24 protein-coding genes, 1 pseudogene and 1 riboswitch are annotated in these 22,010 nt (G+C 61.6%); of the genes and pseudogenes, 12 read left to right on the top strand and 13 right to left on the bottom strand.

Going from position 1 to position 22,010, the window contains the following annotated elements; genetic code table 11:
- Positions 1-77: 77 nt before the first annotated feature.
- Both EEB12_RS08355 and EEB12_RS08350 read right to left on the bottom strand, forming a co-directional pair.
- Positions 78-2,144: an ABC transporter ATP-binding protein gene (locus EEB12_RS08355; protein ID WP_019749474.1), complete on the bottom strand. Its 2,067-nt coding sequence runs from the start codon at positions 2,142-2,144 to the stop codon at positions 78-80.
- Positions 2,141-3,874 carry an ABC transporter ATP-binding protein gene (locus EEB12_RS08350; protein ID WP_141487616.1) on the bottom strand — a complete coding sequence of 578 codons (1,734 nt, stop codon included), beginning with the start codon at positions 3,872-3,874 and terminating at the stop codon, positions 2,141-2,143. The genes EEB12_RS08355 and EEB12_RS08350 overlap by 4 nt, the downstream gene beginning before the upstream one ends.
- Before the next feature lie 320 nt (positions 3,875-4,194).
- Between EEB12_RS08350 and EEB12_RS30790 the strand changes: the two genes are divergently transcribed.
- The 6 genes from EEB12_RS30790 (at position 4,195) to EEB12_RS08330 (ending at position 8,660) form a co-directional block, all read left to right on the top strand.
- Positions 4,195-4,317 (top strand): hypothetical protein, encoded by a 123-nt coding sequence (locus EEB12_RS30790; RefSeq protein ID WP_003944443.1) that lies wholly within the window; start codon positions 4,195-4,197, stop codon positions 4,315-4,317.
- A 210-nt stretch (positions 4,318-4,527) separates the two neighbouring features.
- Complete coding sequence (locus tag EEB12_RS30785; protein ID WP_258537339.1) at positions 4,528-4,650, top strand: hypothetical protein; 123 nt, start codon at positions 4,528-4,530, stop codon at positions 4,648-4,650.
- 362 nt (positions 4,651-5,012) lie between these two features.
- Positions 5,013-5,159, top strand: a complete 147-nt coding sequence (locus EEB12_RS08345; RefSeq protein WP_003944356.1) for a hypothetical protein — start codon at positions 5,013-5,015, stop codon at positions 5,157-5,159.
- Between the two features lie 240 nt (positions 5,160-5,399).
- Positions 5,400-6,905: a GGDEF domain-containing protein gene (locus tag EEB12_RS08340; RefSeq protein WP_020906657.1), complete on the top strand. Its 1,506-nt coding sequence runs from the start codon at positions 5,400-5,402 to the stop codon at positions 6,903-6,905.
- Between the two features lie 40 nt (positions 6,906-6,945).
- On the top strand, positions 6,946-8,181 hold the full coding sequence (gene purT / locus EEB12_RS08335) for a formate-dependent phosphoribosylglycinamide formyltransferase (RefSeq protein ID WP_020906658.1): 1,236 nt from the start codon (positions 6,946-6,948) through the stop codon (positions 8,179-8,181).
- Complete coding sequence (locus EEB12_RS08330) at positions 8,178-8,660, top strand: DUF456 domain-containing protein (RefSeq protein ID WP_019749482.1); 483 nt, start codon at positions 8,178-8,180, stop codon at positions 8,658-8,660. Before purT ends, EEB12_RS08330 begins: the two co-directional genes overlap by 4 nt.
- On the opposite strand, the gene EEB12_RS08325 is transcribed toward EEB12_RS08330, so the two are convergent.
- Together EEB12_RS08325 and EEB12_RS08320 are read right to left on the bottom strand one after the other, a co-directional pair.
- Complete coding sequence (locus EEB12_RS08325) at positions 8,564-9,403, bottom strand: amidohydrolase family protein (RefSeq protein ID WP_024487914.1); 840 nt, start codon at positions 9,401-9,403, stop codon at positions 8,564-8,566. The genes EEB12_RS08330 and EEB12_RS08325 overlap by 97 nt on opposite strands.
- 109 nt (positions 9,404-9,512) lie before the next feature.
- Positions 9,513-10,910: an FAD-dependent oxidoreductase gene (locus EEB12_RS08320; protein WP_019749484.1), complete on the bottom strand. Its 1,398-nt coding sequence runs from the start codon at positions 10,908-10,910 to the stop codon at positions 9,513-9,515.
- Between the two features lie 230 nt (positions 10,911-11,140).
- Between EEB12_RS08320 and EEB12_RS08315 the strand changes: the two genes are divergently transcribed.
- Genes EEB12_RS08315 through EEB12_RS08305 form a run of 3 tightly spaced genes read left to right on the top strand, consistent with a single transcriptional unit; the run spans position 11,141 to position 13,261 of the window.
- On the top strand, positions 11,141-11,566 hold the full coding sequence (locus tag EEB12_RS08315; RefSeq protein WP_080910202.1) for a hypothetical protein: 426 nt from the start codon (positions 11,141-11,143) through the stop codon (positions 11,564-11,566).
- 46 nt (positions 11,567-11,612) lie between these two features.
- Entirely contained in the window at positions 11,613-12,041 is a 429-nt protein-coding gene (locus tag EEB12_RS08310; RefSeq protein WP_007726822.1) for a rhodanese-like domain-containing protein, read from the top strand.
- Positions 12,038-13,261 carry an O-succinylhomoserine sulfhydrylase gene (locus EEB12_RS08305; RefSeq protein WP_172436668.1) on the top strand — a complete coding sequence of 408 codons (1,224 nt, stop codon included), beginning with the start codon at positions 12,038-12,040 and terminating at the stop codon, positions 13,259-13,261. The genes EEB12_RS08310 and EEB12_RS08305 overlap by 4 nt, the downstream gene beginning before the upstream one ends.
- Before the next feature lie 43 nt (positions 13,262-13,304).
- On the opposite strand, the gene EEB12_RS08300 is transcribed toward EEB12_RS08305, so the two are convergent.
- Positions 13,305-13,901, bottom strand: a complete 597-nt coding sequence (locus tag EEB12_RS08300) for an alternate-type signal peptide domain-containing protein (protein ID WP_141487614.1) — start codon at positions 13,899-13,901, stop codon at positions 13,305-13,307.
- The gene (locus EEB12_RS30780; protein WP_258537377.1) at positions 13,901-14,059 is read right to left on the bottom strand and encodes a hypothetical protein; all 159 of its coding nucleotides are present in this window, start codon (positions 14,057-14,059) and stop codon (positions 13,901-13,903) included. The genes EEB12_RS08300 and EEB12_RS30780 overlap by 1 nt, the downstream gene beginning before the upstream one ends.
- Positions 14,060-14,078: 19 nt before the next feature.
- Between EEB12_RS30780 and EEB12_RS30775 the strand changes: the two genes are divergently transcribed.
- Complete coding sequence (locus EEB12_RS30775) at positions 14,079-14,501, top strand: hypothetical protein (protein WP_258537378.1); 423 nt, start codon at positions 14,079-14,081, stop codon at positions 14,499-14,501.
- A 677-nt stretch (positions 14,502-15,178) separates the two neighbouring features.
- Here the strand turns inward: EEB12_RS30775 and EEB12_RS30770 are convergent.
- From EEB12_RS30770 to EEB12_RS08265, 7 genes and pseudogenes are all read right to left on the bottom strand, one after another.
- Positions 15,179-15,325, bottom strand: a pseudogene (locus EEB12_RS30770) (S24/S26 family peptidase); the annotation flags it as partial.
- A 170-nt stretch (positions 15,326-15,495) separates the two neighbouring features.
- Entirely contained in the window at positions 15,496-16,107 is a 612-nt protein-coding gene (locus EEB12_RS08290) for a SipW-dependent-type signal peptide-containing protein (protein WP_051720827.1), read from the bottom strand.
- Entirely contained in the window at positions 16,091-16,732 is a 642-nt protein-coding gene (locus tag EEB12_RS08285; RefSeq protein ID WP_141487612.1) for a signal peptidase I, read from the bottom strand. The genes EEB12_RS08290 and EEB12_RS08285 overlap by 17 nt, the downstream gene beginning before the upstream one ends.
- Positions 16,729-17,298: a hypothetical protein gene (locus EEB12_RS08280; RefSeq protein ID WP_070386601.1), complete on the bottom strand. Its 570-nt coding sequence runs from the start codon at positions 17,296-17,298 to the stop codon at positions 16,729-16,731. The genes EEB12_RS08285 and EEB12_RS08280 overlap by 4 nt, the downstream gene beginning before the upstream one ends.
- A 4-nt stretch (positions 17,299-17,302) precedes the next feature.
- On the bottom strand, positions 17,303-17,860 hold the full coding sequence (locus EEB12_RS08275; RefSeq protein WP_020968830.1) for an alternate-type signal peptide domain-containing protein: 558 nt from the start codon (positions 17,858-17,860) through the stop codon (positions 17,303-17,305).
- Between the two features lie 287 nt (positions 17,861-18,147).
- The gene (locus EEB12_RS08270) at positions 18,148-18,963 is read right to left on the bottom strand and encodes an HAD-IIA family hydrolase (protein WP_020906668.1); all 816 of its coding nucleotides are present in this window, start codon (positions 18,961-18,963) and stop codon (positions 18,148-18,150) included.
- A gap of 37 nt (positions 18,964-19,000) precedes the next feature.
- Entirely contained in the window at positions 19,001-19,768 is a 768-nt protein-coding gene (locus EEB12_RS08265) for a sulfite exporter TauE/SafE family protein (RefSeq protein WP_003944404.1), read from the bottom strand.
- A gap of 199 nt (positions 19,769-19,967) precedes the next feature.
- Positions 19,968-20,062: riboswitch (SAM riboswitch) on the top strand.
- 191 nt (positions 20,063-20,253) lie between these two features.
- Between EEB12_RS08265 and EEB12_RS08255 the strand changes: the two genes are divergently transcribed.
- Together EEB12_RS08255 and EEB12_RS08250 are read left to right on the top strand one after the other, a co-directional pair.
- A complete protein-coding gene (locus EEB12_RS08255) occupies positions 20,254-21,228 on the top strand; it encodes an amino acid ABC transporter permease (protein WP_020906669.1) in 975 nt (324 codons plus the stop codon).
- Positions 21,225-22,010: an amino acid ABC transporter ATP-binding protein gene (locus tag EEB12_RS08250; RefSeq protein ID WP_046378154.1), complete on the top strand. Its 786-nt coding sequence runs from the start codon at positions 21,225-21,227 to the stop codon at positions 22,008-22,010. Before EEB12_RS08255 ends, EEB12_RS08250 begins: the two co-directional genes overlap by 4 nt.

The raw sequence follows: 22,010 nt of genomic DNA, 5'->3' as shown, positions 1-22,010 counted from the left end.
TCCTGACTCGACGGTAACGTGTCGAATCGGTCAGGTGTGCTCCGGGGCACTGTGTCCGCCGAGGGAGGCGCCGATCACTAGACGGCGGCACCCTCGAACTGAGCGTTGTAGAGACGGAAGTACGCGCCCGCAGCTGCGATGAGTTCGTCGTGTGTGCCCTGCTCGACGATCTTGCCCGCCTCCATCACGACGATCAGATCGGCGTTACGGATGGTGGAGAGCCGGTGCGCGATGATGAAGCTGGTGCGCCCGACGCGCAACGCGGACATTGCTTGCTGCACAAGCTGTTCCGTACGTGTGTCGACCGAGCTGGTCGCCTCGTCGAGAATCAGCAGCGACGGCTCCGACAGGAATGCTCGGGCAATCGTGATGAGCTGCTTCTCGCCGGAGCTGATGTTCGATGCCTCCTCGTCCAGCACGGTGTCGTACCCGTCCGGGAGCGTGTGGATGAAGCGGTCGACGAAGGCAGCGCGTGCGGCTTCGTGGATCTCGTATTCACTGGCGTCGAGCCGGCCGTACGCGATGTTGTCGCGGATCGTTCCGCCGAAGAGCCAGGTGTCCTGCAGGACCATGCCGACGTGCTTGCGCAAGTCGGAGCGGCGCATCTGCGAGATGTCGACGTCGTCAAGAGTGATTCGGCCCGAGTCGACTTCGTAGAAGCGCATGAGCAGGTTGACCAAGGTGGTCTTGCCGGCACCGGTGGGTCCGACGATGGCGACCATCTGCCCGGGCCGAGCCGTCAGGTACACGTTCTCGATCAACGGCTTGTCCGGCTCGTAGCGGAACGAGACGTTCTCGAACTCGATGTGTCCGACGTTGCGATGGCGTCCGGCAGGCTCGGGCATTAGTGGCACGTCGATGTCGGGCGACTGCTCGGGTTCGTCGAGAAGCTCGAAGACCCGCTCGGCCGACGCTGCTCCGGACTGCAGGCTCGTCGACATGGACGCGATCTGCGTGAGTGGTTGGCTGAACTGGCGCGAATAGACGATGAACGCCTGAACGTCACCGAGTGACATGTTGCCGCTGGCGACCTTGAGTGCGCCGACCACAGCGAGCAGCACGTAGGTGATGTTTCCGACGAAGTTCATGACCGGCATGATCAGGCTGGAGAGGAACTGTGCGCCGAAGGACGCGTCGAGGAGTTTCTTGTTCTGCTCGGCGAATTCACGCTCGGCTTCGGCCTGATGCCCGTACACGCGTACCAGGTCGCGACCGCTGTAGTTCTCCTCGATCTGTGCGTTGATCTTGCCCGTCTCGGTCCACTGAGCCTTGTACAACACCTGTGCACGCTTGGCGACCCTGGCAACGAGGAGCACCGATACCGGCACCGCGATCAGTGCGATCAGGGCGAGCATCGGAGAGATGACGAACATCATCGTCAGGACGCCGAGGACGGTGAGCACCGACGTCAGGAGCGAGGTCAACGTCGACGACAACGTCGACGAGATGTTGTCGATGTCGTTGGTGACGCGGCTGAGGATCTCGCCGCGCGGCGTCTTGTCGAAGTATGGAAGGGGTAGACGGTGAAGCTTCGCCTCGACCGATGCACGCAGGTTGTAGATGGTCTTCTGGACGATGATGTTGAGGAGGAATGCTTCCAACCAGGCAAGTAGCGACGAGAGCAAGTACACGACGATCGCGAGCATGACGACTTTGCCGATGGCGTCGAAGTTCAGACCTACACCGGGAACGACGTCGGTCGAGTTGGCGACGAGGTCGGCGAACGTCGAATTTCCTGATGCGCGGATCGCCTCTGCTGCCTGATCGCGGGTCAGTCCGGCGGGCAGGCTCTTGCCGATGAACCCGGCGAAGATGAGGTCTGTCGCGTGACCGAGGATCTTCGGCACCGCGACGGAGAGCGCGATGCTGGCGATCGTCGCAACGACGACACAGACGACCGCAAACTTGTGTGGCTGCAGAAGCGAGAGAAGCCGCTTCATCGTCGCCTTGAAGTGGCGAGGTTTGGTGTCCGTCGCGGTCAGCGCGGGCTTCGGCTCTTTGTCGGGGTTCTCGGGGTTACTCGACTTCGCATCCCCGTCCGCGGATTCAGGTTCGCTCGGGATCTTGGCGAACACCACCGTCGGGGCATCGTCGAAGTACTGGCTGTTGGGGCTGCCCCACGTCGGGTCCTGCGGGCTGGTCATGCGCTCATCTCCGCGGGAATCTGGGAAGCCACGATCTCTTGGTACGTAGGACAGTTGGCCAGGAGGAACTGATGGTCGCCGAGACCGACCGGAGCGCCGTCTTCGAGGACCATGATCTGGTCGGCATCGATGATGGACGCGACGCGCTGCGCGACGATGATGACCGTCGAATGAGTCGAGACCGTGCTGAGTTCGCGTCGGACCGCGGCGTCGGTGTGCATGTCGAGTGCGGAGAACGAATCGTCGAAGACGAAGATCCGGGGTCTGCGGACCACAGCTCTGGCGATGGCGAGACGTTGTTTCTGTCCGCCCGAGAGATTGCCGCCGCCCTGCGCGATCGGAGACTCGAGACCGTCGGACAGTTCCCGGACGAAGTCGTCTGCCTGGGCGATGGTGAGGGCTGCCCAGATGTCGTCGTCGGTGGCGGTCGGGTTTCCGTAGCGGATGTTGCTCGCGATCGTGCCGGCGAACAGGTACGCCTTCTGGGGCACGTATCCGAAGTTGGCGAAGAGTTCGTCTTGATCCCAGCCACGCACGTCCAAGCCGTCGACCAGGACGGCGCCGGCCGTGACGTCGAACAGTCGGGGGATGAGTGAGACGAGGGTCGATTTGCCACTACCGGTACTGCCAACGATCGCGGTGACCGTTCCTGGCATGCATCGCATTGAGACATTCGACAGGACCGGCGTTTCGGCTCCCGGATACGTGAATCCGGCTCCACCGAACTCGACAACGCCGTAGGGGCTGGTCGGGCGAAGGGGCTGGGCCGGTGCGGGCACGGTCGGCTCGGTGTCGAGTACCTCGGTGATGCGGTCGGCACACACGGCCGCGCGGGGGATCACGACGGCCAACATGGTCGCCATGACCACGGACATCAGGATCTGCATGACGTAGGCGAGGAAGGCGCTGATCTGGCCGATCTGCATGTCTCCGGTATCGACCAGATGCGCGCCGAACCACAGCACCGCGACGCTCGACAGGTTGGCGATCAACATGACGGTGGGCAGCAGAACCGCCTGGTAGCGACCGATGAGGAGCGAGGTGTCGGTCAGTTCCTTGTTGGCTTTGTCGAAGCGGATCGTCTCGTCGGGTTCTCGAACGAAGGCGCGAATGACACGCATACCGGTGAGCTGTTCGCGCAGTGATCGATTGATGTTGTCGATCCGCGTCTGCATCGTCCGGAAATGCGGGATCAGCTTGGCCACCACGACCGAGACGGTGATGCCGAGCAGTGGTACCGAAATCGTCAGGAGCCAGGACATCTGCAGGTTCTCGCGCAGCGCCATGATGATGCCGCCGATACACATCAGTGGGGCGCTGACGAGCATCGAGGACGTCAGCATGACCAGGGCCTGGATCTGCAGGACGTCGTTGGTGTTCCGTGTGATCAGCGTCGGCGCACCGAAACTGTTGAATTCGCGATCAGAGAAGCTGCCGACGGCCTTGTAAAAGGCGCCTCGAACGTCGTGGCCGAAGCCCATCGACGATTTTGCCGCCAGATAGGTCGACGCGACCGACGCGATGATCGACGCAAGCGAGACCAGCAGCATGATCCCGCCGGTGGACATGATGAATCCGGTGTCGCCTCGGGCGACACCGTCGTCGATGATCCGAGCGTTGAGCGTGGGGAGGACTAACGACGCGATGGCCCCGAAGAGTTGAAGTGCGAGGACCCCGGCAAGCAACCAGCGGTACGGCGGCAGGTACGCCTTGAGGAGTTTTGCTAGCACGACGGTTCCCGGTGAGTTGCTTCGGTTGCCGCTCGTTCGCGATTGATCACAAGCACACGGTATGACAGATCGTGGTCGAGGTTGGCACCGACTCTGACGATTGCGACCATTTGTCCAAATCGAATGTGATGTCCAACACACTTGAATTCGATATTGGTTTCAGGTCACAGGGCCTGAACTGCCGGTTTACACATTGCTCCAATATGTCACGGTTTTACTTGCATCGAAACAAACTGGACGTACGTATTTAGCTTGGCTACAAAGGGGCGGAGCGAACAAAACGTGCGCCGCGTCATAGATATTCATGCAAGGAGTCACACATGGGATCCCTCGGAAACCTTCTCAAGGCCAACGGCATGGGCTGGGGCATTCTCCAGCTTCTTCCCCTGGTCAACATGCTCAAGACCCTTCAGGGGCTGGACACCGCGAGCTCGAACTCCTGACGTTCGACCACAACAATTCTTCCGAAACAACACAGGAGTAGTCGCATGACCTCGATTCAGAATCTCGACGCCTTCCTCAAGAGCGTTCTCGCGTTCGTGACCAAGTTGAACGCGGGATCGGCAGACGGCTCGGGTTCGGCCGGTTCCACTGCCGAGTAGTTCTCGGTCCCCACTTCATTTCAACTGCATCCCGACATAAGGAGACCCGACATGGGTTCGTTCGAAGACTTCAGCGGCGTCGTCAAGACGTTCATTCCGGTACTCAAGGACCTGTTCACGGCACTCGATGGTGGCTCGCTCACCCCGGGTACCGGATCGGCGGCTGACAAGTAAGTCCCGTTTGTCCGAAAGTGTGGCTCGCGGTTGTCTGCGGGCCACACTTTCTGCATTTCAATTGTGAGCTAAATCACATTATCGGATATTTCGAACTGTCTATTTGGGCTCTGAACTGCAATTATGCCAGAAGGTGTTACCGACAGTTCACGTTGGTAGCTATTCGGTAGCTAGACAAGTGTGAGCAGTCGGTCTATAAATGCAGGCAGCGCCAAGGTAGTGCGCTACATCACAGCTCGGGATGTTGTTCGGGGGGCGGTTCAGCCATCCGCGCGGCAGAAGTTCCCGAACCATCTCGGCCACCGCCTGCGGCCGGAATGGCGCTGGAACATCACACCACCTCACAAACAGGAGAACCTCCTATGTTCGGATCACTCAGCACCCTCGGACCCCTGCTCACCGCGCTCGGAGCTTTCCTCAAGTCCGTTCCCACCGAATCGCTGTCCGGTGAGGGCGAGGGCTCGTCCACCGGTTCACTCTCGGGTCTGTCCAGCGGATCCGCCGAGTAGTCATCCCTTCCGGCAGGTCCATTCGGCTCTGCCAATCGGATTGCATGCAGGTGCCCTCTGTCCACTGTCGTGGCCGGAGGGCACCCGCGTTTGCGGAGATTTTCGTAGTTGCCGTTTTGGCAAGTGAACACAGAACTGTGAGTGGCAGCACCTGCGTACGATGGTTCGACGACATCGGCATACGGTCACCGCGACGTCCGGTGCTCCCGAATTCAGTGGTAGCCGACCGCGAGGTGACGCATGGTAGGGACGAGTCGCTTTCTGCGCCTTCTCCTAGTGCTGGCCGTTGTACTTGCGGCTTCGTTGATCGGCATCCTCACGCGCCCACCAGGGTTGCTCGCGACATTCTGGTGCGCCAACGCCATTCTGCTGGGAATGATGGTCAGATGGCCGGTCCTGATCGAGTGGCCGACGTGGATCGCTGCGGCTGTCGGATACGTCTGCGCTGACCTGATCACCGGCAACTCGCTCTCGCTTGCGGTGCAGTTGAACGGGGCGAACCTCGCCGGAGTCACAGTCGGTGTTCTTGTTCTGTACTACTTGAAGCGCACACCGTTCCGATTGGTCGATTCGCAGTCGCTGGTGTGGATGGTCTTCGTCTCGTTCGTCGCGGCGACTGGTACCGCGGCCACTGCCGGCGCCTTGGACCGGCTCTTACGCGGTCAGTCATTTACCGACACGTTTTTCCACTGGGGCGCCACCGAGGTCATGGCGTACCTGCTGGTCCTTCCTCTCATTCTCACTCTCACCATCCCGTCGAGCCTTGCCGAGTTCCGCAGCAAACTGACTGCCAAAACTGTCGCCGCTATGAGCGTTCCGCTACTCGCCACTGCAGCCTGCGTGCCGATCGCCCTGAGTATCGAAGGGCCGATCGCGCTGGTCCTTCCGATTCCGGCTCTCCTGTGGTGCGCCACTCGCATCTCGGTTCCGAGCACTGCCTTCGTTTCCGTGGTCTGGTCGGTGTGGTCGCTCATGATGGCGGGTAGCGGTCGACTCGATATCGGAGATCAAGCCGCCTCGACGTGGAACGAGGACGTCATCACGTCCATTGCCGTCACGCTGATCGCGTTGGGGCCGATCGCGGTTGCCTGTGCGACCGAGGAACGTCGCGCTGCCGAGCGTGAGCTCTTCCTTGCTGTCGAATTCGACCATCTGACCGGGGTCCTCTCGCGTGGTGCGTTTCTCGGGCATGCGGAATCGGAGCTTGCCGCCGCGGCCCGCACACAATCCCCGGTCGGCCTGCTGATGCTCGACCTGGACCACTTCAAGAGCATCAACGACACGCATGGACATATGACCGGTGACAGCGTTCTCGCGAACTTCGCCGAACGGGCCGCTGACCGATTGTCGGACGGCGATTTGATCGGAAGGCTCGGCGGCGAGGAGTTCGCCATTCTGCTTCCGGACTGCAGCTACGCGCGAGCAGTCGATGTGGCCGAGGCGGTCCGCGGCGCGCAAGTCGAGTACTCGGCCGAATCAGAAGTGACGAGCACCGTCAGTGTCGGCGTCGCGTGGGTCGATCATGCGACGCCGACGTTGACCACCCTTATGAGCGTCGCGGACGAGGCTCTGTACGAAGCCAAGCGCGCCGGGCGCAACCTCGTGAAAGTGCGCCGGCTCGGCAACGATGCATTGCCGCAACGGAATTCCGAGCCGGATATGGCCACCCGCACCTATCGCAAACCTGACATACCACGAACGATCAGGCGGGGATTTGGCCGCGAAGGTGTGGTGGACGGCCGATAACTGCGCTGACCTGCATCGGGATTGGCATATAGTCGCACCCATGCAGCTTGATTCGACGCCTTCGCCCCTGCCGACGCTTCCGCTCCGATTCGGAACTCCCCTGACCGAGAACTCCATCCGCGTGATGATGTTGGGATCAGGCGAGTTGGGTAAGGAAGTTGTCATCGCGTTGCAGCGTCTGGGCGTCGAAGTGATTGCGGTGGATCGGTATCCCGATGCCCCTGGGCACCAGGTGGCTCATCGTGCGCATACCGTCGACATGACCGATCCGGAAGCGCTGCTTGCCGTCATCGAGTTGGAAAAGCCTCACTTCGTGGTTCCCGAGATCGAGGCCATTGCGACGGATGCGCTTGCACTCGTTGAAGAACGCGGGGCCGCGGTGGTAATTCCGACCGCCCGCGCCACCCAGCTCACGATGAACCGTGAGGGGATCCGTCGGCTCGCGGCCGAGGAGTTGGGCCTGCCCACTTCGCCGTACGCTTTCGCGGACTCGCTTGCCGAAGTGCAGGCAGCGACAGACCGAATCGGTTTCCCGTGCGTCATCAAGCCCGTCATGTCCTCGTCGGGGAAGGGACAGTCGACGGTTCGATCCGCCGAAGATCTCGACGCCGCATGGGATTACGCGATGGCCGGAGGTCGTGTGAATCACGGCCGGGTGATCGTCGAGGGTTTTGTCGATTTCGATTACGAGATAACTCAATTGACGGTTCGCGCCGTCGGCGAGAGCGGTCAGGTCGAGACGTCGTTCTGCGAGCCGATCGGGCACCTGCAGGAAGCCGGTGACTACATCGAATCGTGGCAGCCGCAGCAGATGTCCGCAGTTGCCCTCGCCTCGGCCCGAGACGTCGCCGAGAAGGTGACCACGGCTCTGGGCGGGCGAGGCATCTTCGGCGTCGAGCTATTCGTGAAGGGTGACGACGTCTTCTTCTCCGAAGTGAGCCCACGGCCGCACGACACCGGATTGGTGACTCTGCGGACGCAGCGACTTTCGGAGTTCGAGCTGCATGCCCGCGCGATCCTGGGATTGCCGGTCGACACGACGCTCACGGTTCCGGGAGCATCGGCGGTGATCTACGGCGGAATGGAGGCCAAGGGGATCGGATTCGACGGCGTCGCCGAGGCACTCTCGGTTCCCGAGACGGACCTGCGGCTCTTCGGCAAGCCCGAGAGCTTCACGCGTCGTCGCATGGGTGTTGCAGTGTCGACGGCCGCCGATGTGCCGACTGCACGCGCCCGTGCTCGCGAGGCCGCGTCGAAGGTGCGTCCCGTCGGATGAGTCCTGTGGCCGAGGTCCTCGTCGGGCTGGTCATCCTGGTCGGTCTGATCGGTGTCGTCGTTCCGATTCTTCCGGGGACACTTCTCGTTTTCGGTGCAATTCTGGTGTGGGCGATCATGACCGGCGGCGCGACAGCGTGGACGGTGTTCGCGCTGTCCACGCTGGCGCTGGTGGTCACCGGGATCGTGAAGTACACCTGGCCCGGCAAGCGGATGAAGTCCGGGGGAGTGCCCAACCTGTCGGTGGTGGTCGGCGGCGTCGTCGGCATCATCGGGTTCTTCGTGATTCCGGTCGTGGGCTTGTTCCTCGGATTCATCGTCGGAACGTATTTCGCCGAACTAGCGCGGCTGCGCCGTTACGACATCGCCTGGTCGTCGACGCTTCACGCGGTGAAGGCAGTCGGATTGTCCATGCTGGTGGAACTGTTCGGAGCGCTGATCGCGGCGGGGCTGTGGCTGGGAGCCGTCGCGTTCACTTGAGCGCAGCGGTACCAGGAGCGGGCGTTGTCGCACATGACCGCGGACAGGTCGTCGCCGACAGCTTCGGCGATCACGTCCAGGTCGTGGACCTCGAACGCTCGACGTGCCCGTGTGCCGGGTAGATCGGTGCCGAACATCAGCGCAGCAGGGTTGACCGCGTGGATCTGGCGAAGCACGTCGCCGACGTCGGAGATGGTGGTGCGTCCGAACCCGGTGGCTTTGACGCGTACCCCGCGGTCGACGAGGTTGAGGAGATACGGCAGTCCGCGGGTGGACATTCCCAAGTGGTCGATGCTCACCGCCGGCAATTTGGCGAAGACGGGTTCCAGCGACAGCAACAGCGTGGCATCGACGTAGAACTCGGCGTGCCAGCCGACCAGATCGAATGCGCGGTTGGCGAGATCGGCGAGTAGACGCAGGTCGGTGGCGCCTCGGCGCAGATTGAATCGGACGGCGCGCACTCCCAGCGCGTCCAGCGCAACGATGTCTTCGTCTGTCGCATCGAGCGGCAAAGCAGTGACGCCCACCCAGCCTTCGCCGAGCTCGGACAAGGCGGCTTTCAGGTATTCCTGGTCATTGCCCTGGTACGACGCGGTCACCACCGCGCCGCCGTCAACACTCAGGCCCTTCAGTGAGGCAAGCCGGGCCCGGTAATCGGCCACGGTGAAGGGCTCAGGCAGGTACCCGTGATTCTCGACCAGCGGGAAGCGCGGGTCGATGATATGCACGTGGGCGTCAAACACGGGGTCTATTTTGCCCTGTTGCCTTGGGTTCCCGCACACACCACCGGCCCGATGTGACCTGGGTCGCGTCGGGCCGGTGGAGGGCTTCTGTTCAGTTACTTCTGCGCACTCAGTTCGCGCGGTCGGGCTCGGATGCCTTCAGCATGTCGTGACGCTCGACGACCTTGATGCGCTCACGGCCTTCGGGTTCGCCCAGGCTGCGCTCGTGCGCGTCGAGGCGGTACCAGCCCTGCCAGGTCGTGTACGGCACCTGCTTGCCTTCGAGGAACTCGATGACGGCGTTCTCGTCGGGGTTCGCGGCGCCGGCGAAGCCGACGGAATCCTCGAGAAGATTCGCGACGGTTTCGTTGGCGTCACCCTTCGTGTGGCCGATGAGGCCGACGGGGCCGCGCTTGATCCAGCCGGTGACGTAGGTGGCCGGCATGAACCGGGCTGCGCCCTCGGCGTTGTCGTCGGCGACGACGCGTCCGGCGTCGTTGGGGACGGTGCCCGCCTGGTCGTCGAACGGCAGCTGCGTGACGTTCTGCGAGAGGTAACCGACGGCGCGGTACACGGCCTGGACATCCCAGTCCTTGTACGTGCCGGTGCCCTTGACGTTGCCGGTGCCGTCGAGCTGAGTGCGCTCGGTGCGCAGGCCGACGACCTTGCCGTCTTCACCGAGGATCTCCGTGGGAGATTCGAAGAAGTGCAGGAACAGCTTGTGGGGGCGGGCTCCGACGTCGCGGATTGCCCAGTCCTGCAGCGTGTTCGCGACCATGTCGACCTGCTTGGAGTTGCGGCGAGCCTGCTCGGAGCCCTCGTCGTAGTCGATGTCCTCGGGGTCGACGATGACCTCGATGGTCGGGGAATGGTCGAGCTCACGCAGTTCGAGAGGCGTGAACTTGGCCTGGGCCGGGCCACGGCGTCCGAAGACGTGAACCTCGACGGCCTTGTTGTTCTTGAGGCCCTCGTAGACGTTGGCGGGGATCTCGGTCGGCAGCAGTTCGTCGCCGGTCTTGGCGAGGACGCGGGCGATGTCGAGCGCAACGTTGCCCACGCCGAGGACAGCGACCTTCTCGGCTTCGAGCGGCCACGTACGCGGTACGTCGGGGTGGCCGTCGTACCAGGAGACGAAGTCGGCCGCGCCATAGCTGCCGTCGAGTTCGATACCCGGGATGCCGAGCGCGCGGTCGGCGTTGGCGCCGGTCGAGAAGATGACCGCGTCGTAGAACGACTGCAGGTCGTCGAGGGTGATGTCGGTGCCGTAGTCGATGTTGCCGAGCAGGCGGACCTGAGGCTTGTCGAGCACCTTGTGCAGAGCGGTGATGATGCCCTTGATGCGCGGATGATCAGGCGCGACGCCGTAACGAATCAGGCCGAAGGGCGCGGGCATGCGCTCGAAGAGGTCGATGCTGACGCCGCGGCCGGAGACTGCGGTGTCGGATTTCATGAGGGCGTCGGCGGCGTAGATGCCGGCGGGGCCGGCGCCGACGATCGCGACCCGGAGTGGGCGGTTGGAGTCAGTCATCGTGAGGACAGCTACCTTCTTCGAAGTTCGGACAACATATCGACAAGTATCCAATTTAGCCGAACCTAAGCACAGTGCCTCGGTTGCGGCCGAACGGATCCACACTCTCACTCGATCGGTTGTGGGTAAACCTATTCTTTCTTCCCATTCTCCCGTTGTCTCGGGTATTCGGGGTAGGGGCCTGGTCCTTGACGGGCCACAAATTCAAGTTGTGGGGGAGTATTGGCGTTATGAGTGACGAGCTTCGCGAATCCGACAACATCGATGGCAAGAAGGCGTCTGCGGGGCCGTTCCTCTTGGCTGTTGCCATCGTCGCCTTGATCCTGGGTGGAATCTTCGTCGCATCGTGGATCTCGCCGGCCGAGGAGAACGTCACCGAGTCGGACCGCGTGAGCCGCTCCGTCACCGACTACGTCGATGCCGAGAATCGAAATGACGCGGAGACGGTCAAGACCCTGACCTGCGCGAGCTTCAATTCGAGCACTGGTCCGATGGCCGGAGTCGACGGGACGGTCGAACTGAAGGGTGTGGACGGGGTCGTGGTCAACGGCGATCGCGCCAGGGCCGACGTGACGATCACCGGCGGCGGAGCGGGCGAGCGGGTCTCGGCCTGGGCCCTGACCCGTGACGGCAACCGTTGGGTCGTCTGTAACTGACGGCCCGCTCAGGCGCTCACGGCAGTCTTGTGAAAACATGGACTACGTGAGTTACGCAGGCGATCTGACGCCGGAGCAAGCCTGGGAGCTGCTCCGCGAAAACCCCGACGCCGTGCTGGTCGACGTGCGGACCGATGCGGAGTGGAAGTACGTCGGTGTTCCCGATGTTTCCTCCCTCGGCAAGCAGGCCGCACTGATCGAATGGGTGAGCCACCCGACCGGCGCGCGCAATGACAACTTCGTCGACCAGTTGAAGGAAGCCGGCATCACCGCCGATTCCTCCGGGTCGGAGCGTCCGGTGATCTTCCTGTGTCGATCCGGACAACGTTCCATCGGTGCGGCGGAAGCTGCGACTGCGGCGGGCATCGGCCCGTCGTACAACGTGCTCGACGGGTTCGAAGGCGCATTGGGTGCCGACGGACATCGCGGACTTGTAGGTTGGCGGGCCATCGGCTTGCCATGGAGGCAGCAGTGAGCGGAATTCCCCAGGGTGGCGCATTTCAACGAGCGCTGCCGGACGACGTCGGTCTCGGCACTCTCGGTGTTCGCGGCGGACTGATGCGTACCGGGTTCGAGGAGACTTCCGAAGCGTTGTTCCTCAACTCCGGATTCGTCTACGAGAGTGCAGAAGCCGCCGAACAAGCCTTCACCGGCGAGGTGGATCATTTTGTCTACTCCCGCTACGGCAATCCGACGGTCAAGATGTTCGAAGAGCGTTTGCGTCTCATCGAAGGCGCAGAAGCGTGCTTTGCGACGGCCAGCGGAATGTCGGCAGTCTTCACGGCGTTGGGCGCACTGTTGGCCAACGGCGACCGATTGGTTGCCGCGCGCAGCCTCTTCGGATCCTGCTTCGTGGTGTGCAACGAGATCCTTCCGCGCTGGGGCGTCGAGGTTGTTTTCGTCGACGGTGAGGACAACGCGCAGTGGGAAGAGGCGCTGTCCGTGCCGACGACTGCCGTGTTCTTCGAGACGCCGTCCAACCCGATGCAGTCCCTCGTCGACGTTCGGCGGGTGTCGGAGCTTGCTCATGCTGCCGGTGCAAAGGTAGTGCTGGACAACGTCTTCGCGACGCCGCTTCTGCAGCGCAGCCTCGATCTGGGCGCCGACGTCGTGGTGTACTCCGGTACCAAGCACATCGACGGTCAAGGCCGCGTGCTCGGCGGCGCGATCCTCGGCACCGAGGAATACATCAGCGGTCCCGTCCGAGAACTGATGCGGCACACCGGTCCTGCGCTCAGCCCGTTCAATGCGTGGACTCTGCTCAAGGGTCTCGAGACCATGCCGGTCCGTATTCGGCATTCCGTGGCTTCGGCACTCGAGATCGCCGAATTCCTCGAAGGGCACTCCGGCGTCAAGTGGGTCAAGTATCCGTACCTGACTTCGCACCCGCAGCACGAGCTCGCGAAGTCTCAAATGAGCGGCGGCGGAACTGTAGTCACGTTCGAGCTCAATGCGCCTGACGGCGAGGGCAAGAAGCGGGCGTTCGAGGTTCTCAACGGCCTGCGCGTCATCGACATCTCCAACAACTTGGGTGATTCCAAGTCGTTGATCACCCACCCCGCAACCACGACCCACCGGGCCATGGGTCCGGAAGGTCGTGCAGCAGTGGGTATTACCGACGGCGTTGTGCGTCTGTCCGTCGGGCTCGAAGACACGGCTGATCTGTTGGCTGATCTGAAGCGAGCTCTCGGCTGAATCGCTAGAGCGCCTTGCCCCGAACTTCAGTCGGCAAGGCCTTCTACGGGGCGGGCGTGAGACCCAGTTGTTTGACGTCGATCGTCAACGCCGTCGTATTCAGTGTGAGACCTGAGCTTGTCGTGTCGGCGGGGTAGATCGTGAACAGCACCTGCGCGGTCAGGTTGGTGTTGTTCAACGCCGATGTGACCGGGATGAGGTTCGGCGTCGGTGCCGTGCTGTCGTACAGAAGATTGTTGCTCTGATCCGTGACGTACGTGCGGAGATCGACACTGGCGGTCGCGAGCCCGCCACTCAACTTGGTCTTGTCGACCGTCACGTTCGCTTTCAGACGTGGGCCGGTGGCCATCACCTTCGAATCGCAGAAATACGTGTAGTTGAATCCGGGCTTGAGTCGGTAGGTAGTGATGTCCGGGATATATACGAGTGGATTCGGATTGGTGGGCGCGTTGACGTAGACCTGCGAATACCAGCCCCCGCCGCTCGTGGTCACGCATGCTCCCAGATCCAGGGTCCCGGACTGGACAGCGGCGCTCGTCAGGGTCGTACTGTCCGTCCATTTCGCCAATGTGCCCGAGCCGCCGAGCAATACAGCTCCGGCCGCGGCGACTGCCATTGCAGCCTTCGTCGTCTTCTTCATCACGGCACCAGCGCCTTGACTTCGTCCGGAAGTTCGCTCGGGGCAGGAGATTCGGCCCAGACTCCCGTTGATGTGTCGATGACGGTGACTCCGGACGTGGTGATCACGTACAACTGATCGGTACCGGTGAGCCAATGCAGTACAGCGTCATTGTCCACGGCACCCCGATACACCTCGGTGCCCGATGAATTCGACACGGATACAACGGTTCCACTGGCAGTCGAGAGCTTCTGTGCGCTGAAGCCGGTCGTGGCCGCCGGGGTGCCGATGGGAACCTCGCTCGGTGTGGTCGTGATTGGTGGCACGGTCGTCGTAGTGGTCGCGGTGGTTGTCGTTGTTGGGGGCGCCGTAGTTGTAGACGGTGTCGATGTGGTCGTCGAGATCACCGCTGTGCTGGAGGTTGCCGTATTCGGCGTTGCCGGCGATGAGGTCGGCGCAGTCATCGACGTGGTTGTGGTCGACGTCGGGTCGGTTACGGCAGGCGCTGGTGCCGCCAATGCTTTTGGACTCGAGGCATTTACAAACGTCGAACTGCCGTTGCACGTGAGCGAGGAAAAGAGAATGACGGTTGTGGTGCTGGTGATCTTAAAGGCTGCATAGGACGTGGTTACAACATCTCCAGACAGTCCATGCACTTCGACGCTGTACTGAGTGGAGCCCAGAAGCAGTCCACCACTTGGTAGATCAATAGGGGTTAATGTGACCTGCCCAGCAGCAACGTCCATTGAATTGGGAAGTGTTGCGCCGGTTGCAACATTTTTGAAGATTATGCGATAACTTTGGCCAGCGACAGCCGTCCACGTGAGAGTCGCGTTGGTACTTGAAGTGCACCCAAGTGTTGATGGTGAAGTGGGGACCGTCGCGGGAGCTGAAAAGGCGATGCTCGAAGCCGTCGCCGCATCTGCGAAGAGCGCGGTCGTTCCGCCGGCACTCAGAGCCCCGAATGAGACGATTCCGACAGCTCCGAGCGTTGAGATTGTGAGAAAGGAACCTGGTGACTTGCTCGTCGGATCTGTCGCGGAACGCGCACCGGTTACATCGTTGGAGGGTCCATCCGAGTCGGATGGCGAACCAGGGCGGCGCGGGTGGAACGCGATGTACAGAAGACCTCCAGCAGCGAGTATGCCAAGAACCAATCCGCTAGGACCAGAGAGCCACGACGCAATATAGCCGAGTTTGTTGACGCTGAACAAGATTCGGTCGGCTTCGCCGAACGCGTATGGGGTCGAATCAGCGACAGGGTTGGCATCACCCCTCAGTATGGCTACTGCTTGCCCATCGGCAGCGACCGTTATCGACTCGACGCGGTGTGTGATGCGGGTGCCGCCATCGGTGAGAACGCTGACGACGTCGCCGGATCGGATTTCGTCGGCGGGGACAGTCCGAGCGAAGGCCAGCGCCCCAGTCTCGATCGTGGGCGCCATCGAACCCGAGGTGAACACGAGGGGAGTGATGCCGAAGATGATCCCGGCGGCAAAAAGTCCCAGCGCGAGGACACCGCCGATCGCGCCCACCGTGAGCAATGTTTCTCGGATTCGATTCGCCAGATGCGGCACTGTCGAGCCGCGGGTTTCGGAGTGTCGTGACATGGCTCTCATACCACCGCTTTGAAATTGAGGGTCATGTTTGCAGACACAGTGGGTGTGAGTGCTGATGGCTTGACCGGCATTTGGACCGAGATGCACAGGGGTTCCGAACCACCTACAGGAATGGACCGAGTCTGACCAGCGGGGGTAATGGGCTGGTCCGGCGTGGTGGTCAATGTCAGGGCGGTGGCTATTTGTATTCCGCCAGTGCAGTTGGCCGCCGTGGTACCCGTCGCAACAGTAACTTTCAAGAATCGTGCGAGTTCACCCGTGGTGGTTGAAGTCAGTGTGTACTTGAGGGGGAGGCCGGTCGCTGCCGACACATTGTTCTTCACATTGACTGTCGTTCGCTTCGAATTCCCAGCGGCCATACCCGTCATGCCCAGTTCGCTGAGGTTGAGTGTTTTGGTCATCGTCGTTTGCCCGGTGCTCGTCAGCTGCAGGTCAATGGTGCCGGTCACGATGTCTCCGGACTTGGCCGTGGCGGAGCCCGACCAGGCCGCAAGAGTGCTGACACCCCCGACCCCGAGGACCATTCCCAGAGCGAGCAGCGCGCGAAAGCGCGTGCTGGTCAACAGGTGACGAATCCGATGGGCCGGACGGTCAGGGCGCGAGGGCATCGTGCTGGCCTTTCTCGATCTGGTCGGAGTCTGTGGGCTCGAGAAGTGCAGGGGCAGGAGCCAACCGGGCGCGAGCTCGATCCTTGCGGCCGTCACGGATGCCGCTGATCATCATGTAGGCCGCGTACAGCAGTAGAGCGGTCACTACGATCACCACAATTACGGTGCGCTGCTCTCCCGTCAGCCAGGTGTTCACGTGACCGAGATAAGGCAGGCTGTACCAGACCTTCCCCCGGATCTGCACCGGCCGTACTTCTTTCTCGTCAGGTTCCCCGTTCGCGTCACCCTGGGTGATGAAAGTTCTTTCACCCTTCTGGTTTTCACTTGTGGCGATGATCCGGTGCGTGACGACGGTCGGCTGACCCGATTCGAGCTGGTACGTAATAGGTGTACCGATCCCCAGTTCGGACGGATCGACAGGTTTGACGACGACCAGTGATCCAGGGTCGTACGTCGGGCGCATCGAACCGGTCAGAATCGTGAAGCGCTGCGCTCCCGCGAAGAAGGGGACGACAATGGTTGCGACGATGACTGCCGAAATTGCCAGCAGCAGTGTCCAACTGATGACGGAGCTGATCCACCACAGTGGGCCGGTGCGAGCTTCGCGGGTGTGGTTTCCGGTCATACGATCTCCGCCTGGAATGTGAACGTGACTGATGTCGTTTGTCCCGAGGGCACATCCGGATTTGCAGTGAAGCGAGCACACAGAATCGTGCTTGAGTTACTCGCGAGCGTGGCCATCGTCCAGAGTGGTGCCACGGGATATTGGAGAGAACCACCGGCAGGCAAATTTTGCATGGCTGCGCTGCCCACAGGCACGGCCTGATTTGCGCCGGCGGGGCAGTTTCCTTCGGATCCAACGGTGTACGTGGCAAGCGAGTAGCCAGGCATCGGAGACGTGCCTTGCATTCGCCACTTCAGGGTGTTGGTCCCGGAATTCTTGATAGTGATCGGTCCTTGAACCGTCATGCCCGGTACCAATCGAGTCGAACCTGTCGCCAACGTCAGAAATTCGTATGCGGTGGAAGTGGCAGTTTGTGAGCCGACGGTGAGATTGACGCTGTCGGCAGTCGCCGTACCGCCATTCGCGCTCGCCGAATCGGACCACAGCGCGAGCGACTGCTGCGACGATGCGAACACCGCTACAGCAGCCACCGCGACTGCGATCGCTCCCCAGACCTTTTTCCTCATGAAATTACGGGGCCGGTGTCAGTGCTGTCTGAGTGACGACCAGCTTCATCGCTGACAAGTTCAGCGACTGATTCTGCGCGACCTGATTGGCCACCTCGGTGAAGTTCAGACGGACTCCGACGTGCACGATCGTGCCGTTCTGTACCTTGGTGATCTGTGAAATCGGGTTGCCACCCGCGTCCTTGATGGTCGTTACGGGCACTACAGCGGCGGCAAGTTCGGCGCTGTTGGCACCCGGAACGATGCCGGCCGTATCAGCGGTCAGAACAGCCGCGAGACGATCGCCCACTGCGGTCACGGTGACGTCGCAGGTGTATTCGATGCTCTCGGTGGTGACGATGCGGTAAGCCGAGATGTTGGTGATCGCGGTCTTCGTCGGGTTGAGGGAGTTCCAACCGCCGCCGACTGGCGCGCAGGCGCTCAGGTCGAGTGCACCGGACGTGACGGGTCCGCCGCCACTGACGTCGGCCGAGTCGCTCCACACAGCGAGCGAGCCCGCACCACCGAGGAGGAGGGCGCCGGCCGCCGCAGCAGCGATCGCACCCTTGGTCTGCTTCTTCATGAAAATCTCATTTCATGTCTGGGACCCGAAATGGGTCGTTCAGACATGAGTATCAGCCACGGCAAACGATTCGTTACTACTTTTTCGAAATTTATTTTTCGACTGTGATCCACCTTTCTCTGTCGAACAAATTGCCTTCTGACCTGCAGATAACTATCAGTATGTAATTTTGGAGTGAAGAAAACCGATTGTTTGTCCAGTTGGACAAAGCGGACGAGTCGGATCCTGGCAAATCTGGCGTTTTTTACCAGTTAATTACCGACTCGCGGTTTTGTTTTGCAATTGAATCAATTGTTTGCGGTGCGACGGAATGGATCGGTTGTCATTCCTACAAGATCGGCGACCGACTCGAGAACGACTGTGGGTCGGTACGGGAAGAGCTCGACCGAGGCTCGGGTCGAGATCCCGGTCATGACCAGAATCGTCTGCAGTCCGGCTTCGAGGCCACAGACGATGTCGGTGTCCATCCGGTCGCCGATCATCAACGTGTTAGCCGAATGAGCGCCGATGGACCGCAGGGCAGAGCGCATCATCAAGGCGTTGGGCTTGCCGACGTAGTAGGGATCGCGTCCGGTTGCCTTGGTGATGAGAGCGGCGACCGAGCCGGTGGCCGGCAGCGAGCCGTCACGCGACGGCCCAGTGGCGTCGGGGTTGGTGGCGATGAACCGCGAACCACGCTCGACCAGGCGAATGGCGGTGGTGATCGCCTCGAACGAGTACGTGCGCGTCTCGCCGAGGACGACGTAGTCGGGGTCACTGTCAGTCAGGACGTAACCGATGTCGTGCAGGGCAGTGGTCAGGCCCGATTCGCCGACCACGTAGGCGCTGCCGCCTGGCCGCTGGTTGGCCAGGAACGTCGCGGTAGCGAGCGCTGACGTCCAGATCGACTTCTCCGGGATGTCGAGTCCCGAATTGAGCAGGCGTGCTCGCAGGTCACGCGGGGTTCGGATGGAGTTGTTGGTGAGCACCATGTACGGGATGTCGTTCGACGCCAGCTCTGCCAGGAACGTGTCCGCTCCAGGTATCAAGTGCTCCTCGTGGACGAGAACCCCGTCCATGTCCATGAGGTAGGTCCAACCGGTCTGATCTTCTGTACTGGTCATGACTCCAGTATGTGCGGGTGCCGCCCGATGTGGGCGATCAAGCGAGAAGGCGCCACAGCCCGATCAGGCCGACGACGACAATCGTGTAGCGCAATGCAGTGGGGGACAGGCGCCGTCCGTAGCGGGCGCCCAGGACGCCACCGCCGAGCGAGCCGACAGCGATCAAACCTGCTGCTGCCCAATTGATCTGATCGAACGCCAGAGTGATGTACATCCCCGCTGCAACGATGTTGACGAGCAGTGAGAGCAGGTTCTTCGCGCCGTTCATGCGTTGGAGGGTTTCAGGGAGGATGGCACCCATCACACCGATGAGAAGGATGCCCTGCGCGGCAGTGAAGTATCCGCCGTAGATGCCGACCGCAAAGGTGCCGGCGGTCAGGAGCATCAGCCTCTTGGTGGACAGCGTCGTTTCTTCGGTGGAACGCTTCTTGGCCCACGCCTGGATGCGTGGTTGGAGGAGGACGAGTGCGAGGGCGAGGACCAACAGCACCGGAACGATGGTTTCGAACAGTTTCTCGGGTAGATGCATGAGCAACCAGGAACCGAGTAGTGCCCCGGCGAGTGACGCCGGAATCTGCCACTTCAGTCGATCCCACTGTCCGGACAGCTCGCGTCGGTAGCCCCAGGTGCCGGAAACTCCGCCGGCGACGAGCCCGACCGCGTTGGACATGGTCGCGGTCACGGGCGGCATGCCGAAGGCGACCAGCGTCGGGAACGTGATCAGCGTTCCACTGCCGACCACGGCGTTGATCGCGCCCGCACCGATGCCGGCCAGCAATATGAAGAAAGCGTCGAGTCCACTCACTCCGCAGACGGTACGGCAGAGGAAAAGTCAGTCCGGACGGCGGTCCCGGTCTTCATTCGAACGCTCCATTCAACACGCCGAACGCGGCTTCGGACACCGTTGGAATCAATGCGATTTCAACATCGTGGACCCTTCATTTCCCTTGCAGTGCAGGGAAATACAACATTTGACGACTCGGCATTTCGCGTCTAGTCTTTGCTCACCATCCAGAGCGACCGAGAGACCTGGCTCGTCGACGTCGCAGCAACCCCCCGAGTGATCGGGAGCGGGTGCTACCGCCAGGACCGATGGAAGGCATCACATGGGTACCACTTCGCACGCTCCGCACAGGCGCCGCCATATCGATCTGTGCCGCACCGCTTCGTGTCACTGTCGCTGACCGAACCGTCGTCTTCGCAACTCGAGCTCACCAACTCGAGACCACAGCTGCGTTCCCATTCCCCGAAAGGTCTATTCGTCATGTCCACTCCGTCAGGTAGCGCGCCGTGAGCGCGCCCACCGATGTCCGCCCCGAAAAGTCGGTGTCCGAGCCGCAACTTCCGGACTCGGAGCTTGTCGTTGCTCGCACCTGGCACCCGCTGCGCTGGGTGATCAGTGCGGTCGTGCTGGTACTGCTTGCTCAGTTCATCCACGGACTCGTCGTCAACCCCGGCTGGGACTGGCCGACCTTCGCGCAGTACTTCACCGCGAAATCAGTGCTCGCCGCGCTGTGGATGACGATCAAACTGACGCTGTGGGGGACGATCCTCGGATTCGGTCTCGGTGTTTTCCTGGCACTCGGTCGGTTGTCGAAAAACCCGGTCCTGCAGGTGATCGCGTGGACCTACATCTGGGCCTTCCGCTCGATTCCACTCATCGTGCAGCTGCTATTCTGGTTCAACATCACATACCTGTACCAGACGCTTTCTCTCGGAATACCTTTCGGGCCCGAGTTCTTCACCTTCCAGGTCAGCGGTGTGATCGGCGGATTCACCGCGGCAGTCATCGGTTTGGCGCTGCACCAGGCTGCATACTCGGCCGAGATCATCCGCTCCGGAATCATCTCGGTGGATCACGGTCAGATCGAAGCTGCTCACTCGCTCGGTATTCCGCGCAGTCGCCAGTTCTTCAAGATCGTTCTCCCGCAGGCAATGCGAGCGATCCTCCCCAACGCCGCCAACGAGGTCATCGGACTCTTCAAGGGAACGTCGATCGTCTCCACCATGGCAATCGCCGAACTGTTCTACCAGGTGCAGGTCATCTTCGGCCGCAACGGACGAGTCGTGCCCCTGCTGATGGTCGCCACGATCTGGTACATCATCCTCACGACGTTGCTCTCGATCGGTCAGTACTACGTGGAGCGCCACTATGCACGAGGATCCGCCCGTGCGCTTCCGTTGACTCCGGTACAGAAGGCGCGCAAGAAGTTCGAAGAGATTCGCGATGCGCGTCTCGATATTCCGAGAGGTGCGACCCGATGACCGCAGAACTGACCGAAGAGACGGTGTATGCCGTCGAAGCGCGCGGAATTCACAAGTCGTTCGGCACGCTGGAAGTACTTGCAGGCGTTGATCTCCTGGTCCGCAAGGGTGAAGTGACCGTCATTCTCGGTCCGTCTGGTTCCGGTAAGTCCACCTTGCTGCGCACCCTCAATCACCTCGAGAAGGTCGACCGCGGGACCGTGCGGATCGACGGAGAACTGATCGGGTACCGGCGCAAGGGAAATCGGCTCCACGAACTGCGTGACCGCGAGATCCTGAAACAGCGTTCGCACATCGGATTCGTGTTCCAGAACTTCAATCTGTTTCCGCACCTGACCGCGCTGGAAAACGTGGTGGAAGCGCCGCTCTCGGCCCAGAAGCGTGATCGTGACGAGGTATACCGCGAGGCCCGCGCACTGCTCGAGCGAGTGGGAGTGGGGGACAAGGCGGACGAGTATCCCCGCCAACTCTCCGGTGGCCAGCAACAGCGCGTCGCGATAGCGCGAGCGCTGGCACTGCGGCCGGCGGTCATTCTCTTCGACGAGCCGACGTCGGCGCTCGACCCGGAACTGGTCGGCGAGGTTCTCGAAGTCCTCGCTCAGCTGGCCCGTGACGGCGCCACCTTGGTGATCGTCACACACGAGGTCGGATTTGCTCGGGAAGTGGCGGACACTGCGGTCTTCATGGACGGCGGCGTCATCGTCGAACAGGGCCCACCTTCGCAGGTGATCGACAATCCGGTCCACGAACGGACCAAAGCTTTTCTCTCCCGCGTCCTCTGA

It is taken from the genome of Rhodococcus sp. WS1 (assembly GCF_003797745.1).
Lineage (GTDB): Bacteria > Actinomycetota > Actinomycetes > Mycobacteriales > Mycobacteriaceae > Rhodococcus_F > Rhodococcus_F erythropolis.
This window is presented reverse-complemented; position numbering and strand designations above follow the sequence as displayed.